Source organism: Gammaproteobacteria bacterium, assembly GCA_013817245.1.
Lineage (GTDB): Bacteria > Pseudomonadota > Gammaproteobacteria > HTCC5015 > HTCC5015 > JACDDA01.
In genome coordinates, this window is record JACDDA010000011.1 from 1 (window position 1) to 15,594 (window position 15,594).

Genomic DNA, 15,594 nt, shown 5'->3' on the forward strand with positions numbered 1-15,594 from the left:
TTGGATTGACCATTACCTTGATCAACCCAATTGCAATGGAAGACGGTCTGCGCTTTGCTATTCGTGAAGGCGGTCGTACCGTCGGCGCGGGTGTCGTTGCGAAAATTATTTTGTAAGTAATAAATCACAACCAGTGAGCGGGTGACTCGAAAGTGTCGCCCGCTTTCTGTGCTTTAAGTGCAAGGTGTTTGAGCGTGTAGGCCAATGGCTCAATTGGTAGAGCAGCGGTCTCCAAAACCGCAGGTTGGGGGTTCGAGTCCCTCTTGGCCTGCCATTTAAATGGCATTGAGTTATTACAGTTGTTTTTAGTGTAGATGAGCGAAGTATGACAGTAGCAAAGCAAACAAATGTTGGGACAGATATCGCGAAGCTAGTGTTAGCTATTGCGTTGTTGGTGCTCGCTATTTTTGGTTATCACTATTACGAAAGCGCATATCTGCTGATTTATCGGTTGTTGGCTTTAGTACTGGTTGTCGGTATTGCAGGTTTTATTTCGTCACAAACTGCAGGCGGTCGTAGTTTTTGGCAGTTTGCTGGGGATGCGCGTGCGGAAATGCGCAAAGTTAGCTATCCCACCACGGCGGAAACAACGCAAACCACGTTAGTTATTGCGGTGCTGGTATTAATAGCGAGCATTCTTTTATGGCTGATTGATCTGGGTTTAAGCTGGATGATCAAACAGTTGCTGTCGATTGGTTAAAAATGACGGCACAGATTAGGACGGGTGAAGGCATGGCAAAACATTGGTATGTAATACAGGCCTACTCAGGATTTGAGAATCATGTGAAGCGTTCGCTGGAAGAACGTATTGCGCGTTTCGACATGCAGGAATTTTTTGAAGATATTTTAGTGCCCACCGAAGAAGTGGTGGAAATGCGTGAAGGCCAACGTCGTAAAAGCGAACGTAAATTTTTCCCTGGTTACGTATTAGTGCGCATGGAAATGAATGAAGCGACTTGGCATTTAGTAAAAGAGTCGCCCAAGGTGTTAGGTTTTATTGGCGGTTCTGCGGATAAGCCTGCACCGATTACGGATAAAGAAGCCAATGCGATCTTGCAACGAATTCAAGACGGTGTTGAGAAACCTCGTCCAAAAGTATTGTTTGAGCCTGGTGAATTAGTGCGTGTCACTGATGGACCATTTAATGACTTTAATGGTGTTGTTGAAGAAGTTGATTTTGAAAAGAATCGTTTAAAAGTATCGGTATTAATTTTCGGTCGTGCAACGCCGGTTGAATTGGCGTTTTCACAAGTCGAAAAAGGTTAGTTTTTAAAATACGAATCGGCAACGTTTGTTGGTTCGTGTGTTTTGTAACCGGGGAGGGTGACTTGTTCATCCGCTTGTACCCACGAGGAGTCTCTCATGGCAAAGAAAGTCGAAGCGTATATTAAGCTTCAAGTAGCTGCAGGCGCGGCTACACCGTCACCACCGGTAGGTCCAGCATTGGGTCAACGCGGTGTCAACATTATGGAATTCTGCAAAGCGTTTAACGCAGCGACACAAAACGTGGAAAAAGGTTTGCCTTTGCCCGTCGTGATCACTGTTTATAGCGATCGCAGTTTTACCTTTATTACTAAAACACCACCGGCTTCTATTCTGCTGAAAAAAGCAGTAGGCATCCAAAGTGGTAGTAGCAACCCGAACACTAAAAAAGTGGGCAAGGTTACGCGTGCGCAATTAGAAGATGTTGCGAAAGCGAAAATGCCTGATTTGACCGCAGCAAGTTTAGATGCGGCCGTCCGTACCATCGCGGGTAGTGCGCGGAGTATGGGTTTGGACGTAGAAGGAGTTTAATCATGGCTAAATTGAGCAAACGTACGACCGCTATTCGCGCAAAAGTTAACAGCGCAAAAGTTTATTCTGCTGATGACGCATTAAAGTTAGTCAAAGAATGTGCAACCGCTAAATTTGCGGAATCAGTCGATGTCGCGATTAACTTAGGTGTTGATGCGCGTAAATCTGATCAAGTTGTGCGTGGCGCAACCGTGTTACCTAACGGTACCGGTAAAACTGTGCGCATCGCCGTATTCGCACAAGGTGCAAAAGCAGAAGAAGCTAAAGCTGCGGGCGCCGATGTGGTTGGTATGGATGACTTGGCTGAAAAAATGAAAGCCGGTGATTTAAATTATGACGTAGTCATTGCATCACCTGATGCAATGGCAGTGGTAGGTAAATTAGGTCAAGTATTAGGCCCACGCGGTTTGATGCCTAATCCTAAAGTTGGCACCGTATCACCTGATGTTGCAGGCGCTGTGCGTAATGCGAAAGCGGGTCAAGTACGTTACCGCATCGACAAAGCCGGTATTTTGCATTGCAGTATTGGTAAAGCAACTTTTGAAGTGAATGCGCTGAAAGAAAATCTTGCGGTGTTATTAGCCGATTTAGAAAAAGCTAAACCTTCGACTGCGAAAGGTATTTATTTCAAAAAACTCACCGTGTCCACGACTATGGGCCCTGGTGTGTTAATTGATCGTGCATCTGTTTAATTAAAAGATGTAAAAATTTTTGCGTAAGATTTTATATCTTATGCGAAAAGGGCGAAGCGCTTAGCGCCTCGTCAAAGACCGTAGGAATGATGCTGTTCGTGAAACATCGTTTAATGGCGCAAGCCTCCTACGCAGATGGTGCAGCCCGAACAAATTTTGCTCGGCCGCCGTTATAGGGGGATGTCAATGCAAGACGACATCCGTGTCGCTAACTAGATAACGTTATGCAGCGCAAGCTCGTATAGCAATATCTTCAAAGGAGAGTGTATGTCTCTAAATCTAGAGCAGAAAAAGGCAGTTGTCGCAGAAGTTGCGCAAGTGGCTGCCCGAGCTCACTCTGCTGTTGCGGCTGAATATCAAGGCCTCACTGTTGCGCAAGTAACGTCATTACGAGTTAAAGCGCGTCAATCTGGCGTCTACGTGCGTGTTGTTAAAAACACGTTGGCACGTCGGGCGGTGGAAGGCACTGATTTTGAATGCATGAGCGATGGCTTAGTAGGCCCGTTACTGCTTGCGTTCTCGGAAGAGGATCCAGGTGCAGCGGCGCGAGTAGTGCGTGATTTTGTAAAAGATAACGACAAGCTCGTAGTTAAATTAGTCGCATTAGGTGGACAGCTTTACGCTGCTAAAGATCTAGCGCGTGTGGCTGATTTGCCGACCCGAGATCAGGCAATTTCTATTTTCATGGCAACGTTACGCGCACCGTTAGACAAGTTCGCACGTACCTTGAATGCAGTGCCTACCAAGTTGGTTCGTACTATCGCAGCTGTGAAAGACGCAAAAGCTGCTTAAACCTTAATTTAACATTATTTATTTTTGGAGTTAGACATGGCCGTATCTAAAAACGATATCTTGGAAAGCATTTCCAACATGACCGTTCTTGAGATTGTTGATTTGATCTCTGCAATGGAAGAAAAATTTGGCGTAACTGCTGCAGTAGCTACCGCTGCTGCTGCACCTGCCGCTGCCGCTGCTGTTGTTGAAGAAAAAGACGCGTTTGACGTGGTCTTGACTTCATTCGGCGAAAACAAAGTTAACGTGATTAAAGTAGTTCGTGCGTTAACTGGTTTAGGCTTGAAAGAAGCTAAAGATATGGTTGAAGGCGTACCTTCAACTGTTAAAGAAGGCGCAAACAAAGTTGAATCAGCTGATTATAAAAAGCAGTTGGAAGAAGCAGGCGCTAAGGTTGAACTCAAGTAATTTGCTAACCACAAACAATCGAGCCCCATGGGTGTTTGATTATTAGGTTCATAAGTTGTTGAGCTGGCCAACGACGAGCAGTTGTGTTCGTCGTTGGCCTTTTCCTGTTGATCAGGTTAGTAAGAGCGGCAAGCGTTAGGAGAAAAATAGATGGCATATTCATTTACTGAAAAAAAGCGGATTCGTAAAGATTTTGGCAAGCGCCAGACTATTCTGGAAGTGCCATATCTATTGTCGATGCAGGTTGAGTCATATCGCGAATTTTTACAACGCGACAGCAAACCTGAAAATCGGACAACCTCCGGTTTGCACGGCGCATTGAGTTCGGTGTTCCCGATTATTAGTTATTCTGGCCACGTGCATTTGGAATATTCTGATTATCGTTTGGGTGAACCCACCTTTGACGTTAAAGAATGCAAAATTCGGGGTTTAACTTACGCAGCACCTTTGCGCGTAAAAGTGCGTTTAGTTATTTATGATAAAGAAGCACCTGCAAAATCGAATGTCGTAAAAGAAATTAAAGAACAAGAAGTCTACATGGGCGAATTACCCTTGATGACGGAAACCGGTACCTTTGTTATTAACGGTACTGAGCGCGTAATTGTGTCGCAAATGCATCGTTCTCCTGGTGTGTTTTTTGATCATGATCGCGGCAAAACCCATTCATCTGGAAAATTATTATTTTCCGCGCGCATCATTCCTTATCGTGGTTCGTGGTTGGATTTTGAATTTGATCCTAAAGATTGTTTATTTGTGCGTATCGATCGTCGTCGTAAATTACCGTCGACCATTTTGTTGCGTGCATTAGGTTATGAAACTGAAGAAATTCTTGCGATGTTCTTTGAAATGCATGATGTGCGTTTAAAAGGTGATCAATTTGAATTAGCGTTAGTACCTGAACGTCTGCGTGGCGAAATCGCCAGCTTTGATATTATTGTGAAAGGTAAGCCAGTGGTGGAAGCGGGTCGTCGCATCACCATGAAGCATATTAAAGAACTTGAAAAAGCCAATATCGACACCTTGCAAGTACCTGCGGAATGGTTGACGGGTAAACGCGTAGCGAAGACGTTGGTTGATAAATCAACGGGCGAACTTTTAGTCGCCGCGAACGGTGAATTGACCGCCGAAAATTTAATGTTGATTGCGAAAGCGGGCATTAAAGAATTCCAAGTGCTGTATACCAATGACTTGGATCAAGGCGCGTATGTTAGCGACACAATCAACATTGATCCCTCTAGTACTGAACTAGAAGCACAAGTTGAAATTTATCGCATGATGCGTCCTGGTGAACCGCCTACTAAAGATGCGGCGCAAACCTTGTTCCAAAATTTATTTTTCTCTGAAGACCGTTATGACTTGTCAACGGTTGGCCGGATGAAATTTAACCGCCGTTTAGGTCGCGAAGAAATTACTGGTTCTGGCGTATTAACTAAAGAAGACATTCTCGATGTTATGCACGAAATCATTAATATTCGAAACGGCAAAGGCATTGTTGATGACATCGATCATTTAGGTAATCGCCGCGTACGTTCAGTCGGTGAAATGACTGAAAATGTTTTCCGCGTGGGTTTAGTGCGCGTAGAACGTGCAGTGAAAGAGCGTTTATCGTTGGTAGAAAGCGAAGGCTTGATGCCGCAAGATATTATTAATGCGAAACCAGTAGCCGCTGCGGTAAAAGAATTTTTTGGTTCCAGCCAGTTATCGCAATTTATGGATCAAAACAATCCATTGTCAGAAGTTACGCATAAACGTCGTGTCTCTGCATTAGGACCGGGCGGTTTAACACGTGAACGTGCGGGTTTCGAAGTACGTGACGTTCATCCTACTCACTATGGTCGTGTGTGTCCGATTGAAACGCCTGAAGGCCCAAACATTGGTTTGATTAATTCATTGGCAGTTTATGCGCGCACCAATCCTTATGGTTTTATTGAAACGCCTTATCGCCGTGTTGTGAATGGTGTTGCCACCGGTGACATCGATTATTTATCGGCGATCGAAGAAGGCAATTATGTTATTGCACAAGGTAATGCGCATCTAGATACAAAAAGTCGTTTTATCGATGATTTAGTTTCATGTCGTCATTTAAATGAATTTGCATTATCAGCGCCCGACCGTATTCAATATATGGACGTATCGCCGAAGCAGATCGTTTCAGTTGCATCTTCGTTGATTCCATTTTTGGAACACGATGACGCTAACCGTGCATTGATGGGCTCTAACATGCAACGTCAAGCCGTTCCTACATTACGTGCTGACAAGCCGTTAGTAGGCACCGGTATGGAACGTAAAGTAGCGACTGACTCTGGTGCGACTGTTGTTGCACGTCGTGGCGGTATGATTGAATCGGTTGATGCGGGTCGTATCGTTGTGCGTGTGTATGACGAAGAAACCACTGATGACGATGTCGGCGTAGATATTTATAACCTCATTAAATATACCCGTTCTAACCAAAACACGTGTATGAACCAACGTCCCTTAGTAAAAAAAGGTGACTTAGTTTCACGCGGCGACGTTTTAGCTGATGGTCCTTCAACCGATATGGGTGAATTGGCTTTAGGTCAAAACATGTTGGTCGCGTTTATGCCGTGGAATGGTTACAACTACGAAGATTCGATTTTGATTTCTGAGCGAGTGGTACAAGAAGATCGTTTTACCACGATTCACATTGAAGAATTAACCTGTGTGGCGCGTGATACCAAGTTAGGCTCAGAAGAAATTTCTGCCGATATTCCTAACGTTGGCGAATCTTTGCTCGCGAAGCTAGATGAAGCCGGCATTGTGTATGTTGGCGCAGAAGTAAAGCCTAATGATATTTTGGTTGGCAAAGTTACACCGAAGGGTGAAACGCAATTAACGCCTGAAGAAAAATTATTGCGCGCTATCTTTGGTGAAAAAGCCTCTGACGTAAAAGACACATCATTACGTGTACCGCCAGGTATGGATGGCACGGTGATTGACGTGCAAGTCTTTACTCGTGATGGCGTTGATAAAGATGCGCGTGCTTTACGCATTGAGCAAGCTGAATTAACCGCCGTACGCAAAGATTTGAATGATCAGTTCCGTATTATTGAACATGATATTTATGCGCGTGTTGAGAAAATGTTGATTGGCAAAACCGCTGAAGGCGGCCCCAACGGTTTGAAGAAAGGCAGCAAAATCACTGCTGAATATTTAGCTGAAGTGGCGCGTGAAAAATGGTTTGAGATTCGCGTAAAAGAAGAAGACGCCAGCAAGCAATTAGAAATGATTGCGGAACGCGTTAAAGCTAAGCGTGAAGAATTTGATCAACGTTTTGAACAGCAAAAAAACAAAATCACTGCGGGTGACGATTTGTCTCCGGGTGTTTTGAAAATGGTTAAAGTGTATATGGCGGTTAAACGCCGTATTCAACCTGGCGATAAAATGGCCGGCCGTCACGGTAACAAAGGTGTTATCTCTAGCATCGTGCCAGTTGAAGATATGCCTTGCATGGAAGATGGTCGTCCCGTTGACATCGTGTTAAATCCATTAGGTGTACCTTCGCGGATGAACATCGGTCAGGTATTAGAAACCCATTTGGGTTGGGCCGCGAAAGGTTTAGGTTATCGCATCGGTGAAATGTTGGACCAACAAGTCAAACTTGCTGAATTGCGGAAATTCTTAGATGAGATTTATAACGAAGGTGCTGTTTATACCCAAGATTTAAAATCACTCAGTGATAAAGAAATTTTGGAATTAGCAGACAATTTGCGTGAAGGCGTGCCAATGGCAACGCCAGTATTTGACGGTGCGTCTGAACTTGAAATTAAGCGCATGTTAAAACTCGCCAATATGCCGGAAACCGGACAAACCACTTTATATGACGGCCGCACCGGTGACGCTTTTGCGCGTCCTGTTACGGTTGGTTATATGTACATGTTGAAATTGAATCACTTAGTTGATGACAAGATGCATGCGCGTTCAACTGGTCCGTATAGTTTGGTTACGCAACAACCGTTAGGTGGTAAAGCGCAGTTCGGTGGTCAACGTTTCGGTGAAATGGAAGTCTGGGCGTTAGAAGCTTATGGCGCGGCTTACACTTTGCAAGAAATGCTGACAGTGAAATCAGACGACGTGAATGGCCGTAACAAAATGTACAAAAACATTGTTGATGGTAATCACACGATGGAGGCAGGTATGCCCGAATCGTTCAACGTTCTGCTTAAAGAAATCCGTTCGCTCGGTATTAATATCGAGTTGGAACACGATGGCTGATAGCTCGAGCGTGATGTTACCCATTAATCAATTAGTCACATACAAAATTGGCAGGTAAGACAAATGAAAGATTTACTTAATTTGTTGAAACAGCAAGGACAGGTAGAAGAGTTTGATGCGATCCGCATTGGCTTAGCGTCACCGGACCTGATTCGTTCATGGTCTTATGGTGAAGTGAAAAAACCTGAAACGATTAATTACCGTACATTTAAACCAGAACGTGATGGTTTGTTCTGCGCGAAAATTTTCGGACCGATTAAAGATTACGAATGTTTATGCGGCAAATATAAGCGCCTTAAACATCGTGGCGTGGTCTGCGAAAAATGCGGCGTAGAAGTTACGTTATCTAAAGTGCGTCGCGATCGCATGGGTCATATCGATCTGGCGAGTCCGGTTGCACATATTTGGTTTTTGAAATCATTACCTTCTCGTATTGGTTTGTTGTTAGACATGACCTTGCGTGAAATTGAACGCGTATTGTACTTCGAAGCGTTTGTGGTGATTGAGCCAGGTATGACCGATTTGGAACGTGGTCAATTAATGTCTGACGAAACTTATCTTGAAGCCGTTGAAAAATGGGGCGATGAGTTTGATGCGCGCATGGGCGCTGAAGCAGTTTATCAAATGCTGAAATCCATTAATTTGCAAAATGAAGCGGTGCAATTGCGCGAAGACATTGGCACTACTAAATCAGAAGCCAAATTGAAACGTTATGGCAAACGTTTGAAATTAATGGAATCGTTTATCGAATCCGGCAATCGTCCTGAATGGATGGTGTTAACCGTATTGCCAGTATTACCACCCGATTTACGTCCGTTGGTACCATTGGATGGTGGTCGTTTTGCTACCTCTGATTTAAATGATTTATATCGTCGCGTCATTAACCGTAACAATCGTTTGAAGCGTTTGTTGGAATTAAATGCGCCTGACATCATTGTGCGTAACGAAAAACGCATGTTGCAAGAAGCGGTTGATGCGTTGCTTGATAACGGCCGTCGTGGTCGTGCGATTACCGGTTCTAATAAGCGTCCGTTGAAATCATTAGCGGATATGATCAAAGGTAAACAAGGTCGCTTCCGTCAAAACTTGTTGGGTAAGCGCGTCGATTATTCGGGTCGTTCCGTAATCGTAGTAGGTCCTACTTTAAAATTGCATCAATGCGGCTTGCCGAAAAAAATGGCCTTGGAATTATTCAAACCATTCATTTTTAGTAAATTGCAATTACGTGGTTTAGCTACCACGATCAAGATGGCAAAAAAATTGGTTGAACGTGAAGGTCCTGAAGTTTGGGATATTCTTGAAGAAGTGATTCGCGAACATCCAGTATTATTAAATCGCGCACCAACATTGCATCGCTTAGGCATTCAAAGTTTTGAGCCGATGTTGATTGAAGGCAAAGCGATCCAATTACATCCTTTAGTGTGTTCAGCGTTTAACGCTGACTTCGACGGCGACCAAATGGCAGTGCATATTCCGCTGTCGATTGAAGCGCAGTTAGAAGCGCGCGCATTAATGATGTCATCAAACAATATTTTATCGCCTGCGAACGGCGAACCTATCATTGTGCCTTCACAAGATATCGTCTTGGGTATTTATTACATGAGCCGGAAGCGTGTTAACGCAAAAGGCGAAGGCATGGCATTTGCCGATGTAAACGAAGTGCATCGAGCGGTTGAAGGTGGTCACGTCGATTTGCAAGCACAAGTTAAAGTGCGTATTCGGGAATATGATTTAGGTGAGAAAGGCGAAAAAATTGCCAAACGTCGTTTGGTAGAAACGACGGCAGGCCGCGCGTTACTGTCAGAAATTTTGCCGCCCGGCATGTCGTTTGATTTAATCAATCGCGATATGACCAAAAAAGCAATTTCTAGCACCATCAACGTGTGTTATCGCCAAGTGGGTTTAAAAGCTACGGTTATTTTCGCTGACCAATTAATGTACACCGGTTTCCGTTATGCAACGCGTGCGGGTATTTCTATTGGCATTGATGACATGGTTGTACCTGCGGAAAAAATTCGCATCGTTAATGCAGCTGAAGCGGAAGTAAAAGAAATTCAAAATCAATACACATCCGGTTTGGTAACAGACGGCGAACGCTATAACAAAGTAGTTGATATTTGGTCGCACGCGAATGATCAAGTGGCGAAAGCCATGATGGTGAAATTAGGCAGCGAAGATGTAGTTAATGCTAAGGGTGAAAAAGTTACTCAGCCTTCATTTAACTCTATCTATATGATGGCCGATTCGGGTGCTCGTGGTAGTGCGGCGCAGATTCGTCAGTTAGCGGGTATGCGTGGTTTGATGGCGAAACCTGACGGTTCAATTATCGAAACGCCTATTACAGCTAACTTCCGTGAAGGTTTGAATGTATTGCAATACTTCATCTCGACTCACGGTGCGCGTAAAGGTTTGGCTGATACTGCATTAAAAACGGCGAACTCTGGTTACTTAACGCGTCGTTTGGTAGACGTTGCTCAAGATTTAGTGATTATCGAAGTTGATTGCGGTACCGAAAATGGTATTTCAATGACACCGTTGATTGAAGGCGGTGACGTAGTTGAAGCATTACGTGAACGCGTGTTAGGTCGTACTACTGCGAGTGATGTTTATCGTCCCGGTAGTGATGATTTGATTGTGCCAGCAGGTACTTTATTAGACGAAGGCCAAGTTGATTTATTAGAGTCAGCGGGTGTGGATGAAGTTAACGTACGCTCAGTGATTACCTGTGATACGCGCTATGGTGTATGCAGTAAATGTTATGGTCGTGATTTAGGTCGTGGACATTTAGTCAACATCGGTGAAGCGGTCGGTGTTATTGCTGCGCAATCTATCGGCGAACCCGGTACCCAGTTAACTATGCGTACTTTCCACATCGGTGGTGCTGCATCACGTGCAGCAGCAACCAGTAGCGTAGAAGTAAAAGCGGGTGGCTTGTTACGTTTACATAACGTTAAAACCGTACAGCATCAACAAGGTCATTTGGTTGCAGTATCGCGCTCCGGTGAAATTGGCGTATTAGATGAACATGGTCGTGAACGTGAACGTTATAAAATTCCTTATGGCGCAGCAATTGCCGCACGTGATGGCGACAAAGTAGCCCCAGGTCAACGTGTTGCAACATGGGATCCACATACACATCCTGTTGTAACCGAAGTAGCGGGTCGTGTGCAGTTCGTTGATTTTGTTGATGGCGTTACGGTTTTACAACAAATTGATGAAATGACAGGCTTGGCGTCGATTGTCGTTTCTGATCCTAAGCAACGCGGCACCATGGGCAAAGATTTACGTCCAATGGTTAAATTGATTGATGAAAAAGGCAATGACTTAAATATTGCAGGTACGGACACACCTGCCAATTACAACTTGCCAGCGGGTGCATTGGTTGCATTACAAGATGGTGCTTTGATTGGTGTTGGTGACGTGTTAGCGCGGATTCCACAAGAAACCTCGAAAACGCGTGATATCACCGGTGGTTTGCCACGCGTAGCCGATTTATTTGAAGCGCGTAAGCCTAAAGAACAAGCTATCTTGGCTGAAATGACCGGTATCGTGTCGTTTGGTAAAGAAACTAAAGGCAAAGTACGCTTGATGATTGCGGGTGAAGGTAATGAGGTTTATGAAGAACTCATTCCGAAATGGCGTCACTTGAATATTTTCGAAGGCGAACAAGTTGCTCGCGGTGAAGTTATTTCCGATGGCGAATTAAATCCGCATGATATTTTGCGTTTGAAAGGCGTCACGGCATTGTCTGAATATCTTGTTAAAGAAATTCAAGACGTCTATCGTCTACAAGGCGTAAAAATCAACGATAAACATATCGAAGTGATTACGCGTCAGATGTTGCGCAAAATCATTATTGCCGATGCCGGTGATAGTAAATACTTAGCAGGCGAACAAGCAGATCGTCCGCGCGTATTGGATGAGAATGATCGTTTACGCAGCTTGGGCAAACAAGAAATCCGTTACGAAGAAATGTTGTTGGGTATCACGAAGGCTTCTTTGGTTACCGAATCTTTCATTTCAGCGGCTTCTTTCCAAGAAACCACTCGTGTATTGACCGAAGCGTCTGTGCGCGGTTTGCGTGATGATTTACGCGGCTTGAAAGAAAACGTAATTGTGGGTCGTTTGATTCCTGCGGGTACGGGTTCGGCTTATCACGAAGAACGTCGTCGCAAACGTCGTACAGTTGACCAAGAATTGGCGGCAGCCATGTCTGCGGTTAGCGGCGGTGCACCGACGATTAGTTTAGATGTGGGTGCTGATCAAGACGAACAGGCCGACGCTTAAATTTATTTCAACGGTAATGGCTTGATAGGGCGACCTATCAAGCCATGTTTGCTTGACAGCGACTACCTCGGTTCTTAGAATGCGCGACCCCGGATAGCCCTGGGGTCGATAATGGGATTCGCCTCTAGATCTTATGCCTTATATAAGGTGAAGAGGCCACGCAAATAACAGGCCATTAGGTCTGTTGTTTATTTTTCCGTCATGACAATTTTGGACTAAGACGTAAACATCGATGACAACGATCAATCAACTGGTGCGTAAGCCCAGAAAAGCGAAACAATACAAGACTAACGTGCCAGCACTTGAGGCTTGTCCGCAACGCCGTGGCGTCTGCACTCGGGTCTATACCACTACACCTAAAAAGCCTAATTCGGCTTTGCGCAAAGTAGCGCGGGTTCGTCTGACCAATGGTTTTGAAGTGAGCTCTTATATCGGTGGCGAAGGCCACAATTTACAAGAACACTCCGTGGTGTTAATTCGTGGCGGCCGTGTTAAAGATTTACCTGGTGTGCGTTATCACACAGTTCGTGGCACGCAAGATTGCCAAGGTGTTGATGGTCGCCGTCAAGCGCGTTCGAAATACGGCGCAAAACGCCCTAAAAAGTAATTCCCTTTTATCTTAAAAATTCGGAACGATAGATTATGTCGAGAAGAAAGAGTGCGGTTCGTCGGGAAGTATTACCAGATCCTAAGTTTGGCAGTGATCGTATTGCCAAATTCATCAACATGGTGATGCGTCGCGGCAAAAAATCAATTGCTGAGCAAATCGTCTATGGTGCGATTGACGTTATTGCGGACAAGAAAAAAGCCACTGGCTTAGATTTTGTTGATAAAGCGTTGGATAACGTTAGCCCGATGGTAGAAGTAAAATCTCGCCGTGTCGGTGGCGCAACTTATCAGGTGCCTGTGGAAGTGCGTTCAGCGCGTCGTGCTACTTTGGCTATGCGTTGGATTATTGATGCGGCGAAAAATCGCGGCGAAAAATCAATGGCGCAAAAATTGGCTGCTGAATTAATGGATGCTTCGGAAAATCGCGGCTCTGCTGTTAAAAAGCGTGAAGACACGCATCGTATGGCAGAGGCTAATAAAGCTTTTGCTCATTATCGTTGGTAATTTTGGTTTAAGAGGTCTAGTTCATCGTGGCACGTAAAACTCCTATTGAGCGCTATCGCAACATCGGCATCATGGCGCACATCGACGCTGGTAAGACGACTACCACTGAACGTATTCTTTTTTATACGGGTGTGTCGCACAAAATCGGTGAAGTGCATGACGGTGCAGCTGTTATGGACTGGATGGAGCAAGAACAAGAACGTGGCATTACGATTACGTCTGCTGCGACGACCTGTTTTTGGAAAGGCATGGATCAGTCACGTCCTGAATATCGCATTAATATTATTGATACGCCAGGTCACGTGGATTTCACGATTGAAGTAGAGCGTTCATTACGCGTACTCGACGGCGCATGCGCAGTATTTTGCGCGGTGGGTGGTGTTGAACCACAATCTGAGACGGTATGGCGTCAAGGCAATAAATATAAAGTGCCACGTATGGCATTTGTTAACAAAATGGATCGTGCTGGCGCGGATTATTTCCGTGTGGTTAAACAAGTTAGAGATCGTTTGGGTGCTAACCCTATTCCTATTGCTATTCCTATTGGTGCTGAAGAACATTTCAAAGGCATTATCGATCTAGTCAAAATGAAAGCGATTTTCTGGGACGAAGCTAGTCAAGGAATGAAATTTGAAGAGCATGAAATTCCTGTTGAATTAAAAGAAGTTGCGCAGAAATGGCATGACAACATGGTGGAAGCGGCAGCTGAAGCTAATGAAGAATTCATGGAAAAATATTTAAGTGATGGCGAGCTGTCACCGGAAGAAATTAAAAAAGGGTTGCGTATGCGCACCTTGTCTAGCGAAATTGTACCTACCATGTGTGGTTCGGCCTTTAAGAATAAAGGCGTGCAGTTTATGTTGGACGCTATTCTTGATTATATGCCTGCGCCGATTGACGTAGATGCCGTTAAAGGTATTTTGGATGATAAGGAGAGCAGTGAAGGTTCGCGTAGTCCTGCTGATGAAGAACCCTTTTCAGCCTTGGCTTTTAAAATCATGACCGATCCTTATGTCGGTTCGCTAACCTTTTTCCGAGTGTATTCCGGCGTTATTAATTCAGGCGACTCTGTTTACAATCCCGTTAAAGGTAAAAAAGAACGCATTGGCCGTTTGTTGTTGATGCACGCAAACTCACGCGAAGAAATTAAAGAAGTGCGCACCGGTGAAATTGCTGCCGCAGTTGGTTTGAAAGACGTAACAACTGGCGATACTTTGTGTGATTTGAATAACATCATTACTTTAGAGCGCATGGAATTCCCTGAGCCAGTAATTTCGGTTGCAGTAGAACCCAGAACTAAAAGCGATCAAGAAAAAATGGGTTTGGCCTTGCAGCGTTTGGCGCAAGAAGATCCTTCATTCCGCGTGTTTACTGACGAAGAGTCAGGCCAAACCATCATCGCCGGCATGGGTGAATTACATTTAGAAATTATTGTTGACCGTATGAAGCGCGAATTCGGCGTAGAAGCGAATGTTGGCAAGCCACAAGTTGCGTATCGCGAAACGATTCGTAACAAAGTTGAGCAAGAAGGCAAGTTTGTGCGTCAGTCAGGTGGTCGTGGTCAATATGGTCATGTGTGGTTACGTATTGAACCGCAAGAACCTGGCGCTGGTTATAAGTTTGTGAATGAAGTGGTCGGTGGTGTAGTTCCTCGTGAGTACATTCCTGCTATTGATAAAGGCGTACAAGAACAAGTTAAAAATGGTGTGTTAGCGGGCTATCCTGTCGTTGACGTTAAGATCACTGTTTTTGATGGTTCTTACCATGATGTAGATTCGAATGAAATGGCATTTAAGATTGCTGGCTCGATGGCGTTTAAAGAAGGCGTTATGAAAGCTAAGCCCGTCTTACTTGAGCCTGTCATGAAAGTTGAAGTGGTAACTCCTGAAGATTATATGGGTGACGTGATGGGCGATTTAAGTCGTCGTCGCGGTCTAGTACAAGGCATGGACGATGCGCCTGCGGGCAAAATTGTTCGCGCTGAAGTGCCGTTGTCAGAAATGTTTGGATATGCCACGTCGCTGCGTTCTGCAACGCAAGGTCGTGCTACCTACACGATGGAGTTCGCTAAGTATTTAGAAGCTCCAGCCAGTGTGGTTGAACAAATTATTAAGAAAGCCTCTTAATTCGATTAACTGAATAACGCAAAACCGAAACGAAGGTAAGGCCATGTCTAAAAGTAAATTTGAAAGAAAAAAGCCGCATATCAATGTGGGCACCATTGGTCACGTGGATCATGGCAAAACCACCTTAACTGCCGCATTGACGAAAGTCA

At 44.7% G+C, this 15,594-nt stretch carries 13 protein-coding genes and 1 tRNA gene; all 14 read left to right on the forward strand.

What is annotated here, in order from left to right:
- The coding region (locus tag H0W44_10540; GenBank protein MBA3582873.1) for an elongation factor Tu at positions 1–116 on the forward strand (116 nt) is incomplete at its 5' end.
- Between the two features lie 82 nt (positions 117–198).
- Positions 199–274: transfer RNA gene (locus H0W44_10545), tRNA-Trp, on the forward strand.
- A gap of 51 nt (positions 275–325) precedes the next feature.
- Positions 326–700, forward strand: coding sequence for a preprotein translocase subunit SecE (gene secE / locus H0W44_10550; GenBank protein ID MBA3582874.1), 375 nt, complete (start codon positions 326–328; stop codon positions 698–700).
- 32 nt (positions 701–732) lie between these two features.
- Positions 733–1,266, forward strand: a complete 534-nt coding sequence (gene nusG, locus H0W44_10555; GenBank protein MBA3582875.1) for a transcription termination/antitermination protein NusG — start codon at positions 733–735, stop codon at positions 1,264–1,266.
- 96 nt (positions 1,267–1,362) lie between these two features.
- Entirely contained in the window at positions 1,363–1,794 is a 432-nt protein-coding gene (gene rplK / locus H0W44_10560) for a 50S ribosomal protein L11 (GenBank protein MBA3582876.1), read from the forward strand.
- A gap of 2 nt (positions 1,795–1,796) precedes the next feature.
- Positions 1,797–2,486 (forward strand): 50S ribosomal protein L1, encoded by a 690-nt coding sequence (gene rplA / locus H0W44_10565; GenBank protein MBA3582877.1) that lies wholly within the window; start codon positions 1,797–1,799, stop codon positions 2,484–2,486.
- Positions 2,487–2,753: 267 nt separating this feature from the next.
- Complete coding sequence (gene rplJ, locus H0W44_10570) at positions 2,754–3,278, forward strand: 50S ribosomal protein L10 (GenBank protein ID MBA3582878.1); 525 nt, start codon at positions 2,754–2,756, stop codon at positions 3,276–3,278.
- A gap of 36 nt (positions 3,279–3,314) precedes the next feature.
- Complete coding sequence (gene rplL, locus H0W44_10575) at positions 3,315–3,686, forward strand: 50S ribosomal protein L7/L12 (GenBank protein MBA3582879.1); 372 nt, start codon at positions 3,315–3,317, stop codon at positions 3,684–3,686.
- Positions 3,687–3,836: 150 nt separating this feature from the next.
- Positions 3,837–7,919, forward strand: a complete 4,083-nt coding sequence (gene rpoB / locus H0W44_10580; GenBank protein MBA3582880.1) for a DNA-directed RNA polymerase subunit beta — start codon at positions 3,837–3,839, stop codon at positions 7,917–7,919.
- A gap of 63 nt (positions 7,920–7,982) precedes the next feature.
- The gene (rpoC, locus tag H0W44_10585; protein ID MBA3582881.1) at positions 7,983–12,206 is read left to right on the forward strand and encodes a DNA-directed RNA polymerase subunit beta'; all 4,224 of its coding nucleotides are present in this window, start codon (positions 7,983–7,985) and stop codon (positions 12,204–12,206) included.
- A gap of 232 nt (positions 12,207–12,438) precedes the next feature.
- The gene (gene rpsL / locus H0W44_10590; GenBank protein MBA3582882.1) at positions 12,439–12,813 is read left to right on the forward strand and encodes a 30S ribosomal protein S12; all 375 of its coding nucleotides are present in this window, start codon (positions 12,439–12,441) and stop codon (positions 12,811–12,813) included.
- Positions 12,814–12,848: 35 nt separating this feature from the next.
- Positions 12,849–13,319, forward strand: a complete 471-nt coding sequence (rpsG, locus tag H0W44_10595) for a 30S ribosomal protein S7 (GenBank protein MBA3582883.1) — start codon at positions 12,849–12,851, stop codon at positions 13,317–13,319.
- A 26-nt stretch (positions 13,320–13,345) separates the two neighbouring features.
- A complete protein-coding gene (gene fusA / locus H0W44_10600; protein ID MBA3582884.1) occupies positions 13,346–15,445 on the forward strand; it encodes an elongation factor G in 2,100 nt (699 codons plus the stop codon).
- Between the two features lie 43 nt (positions 15,446–15,488).
- Positions 15,489–15,594: hypothetical protein (locus H0W44_10605; GenBank protein ID MBA3582885.1), on the forward strand; the 106-nt coding region annotated here is incomplete at its 3' end.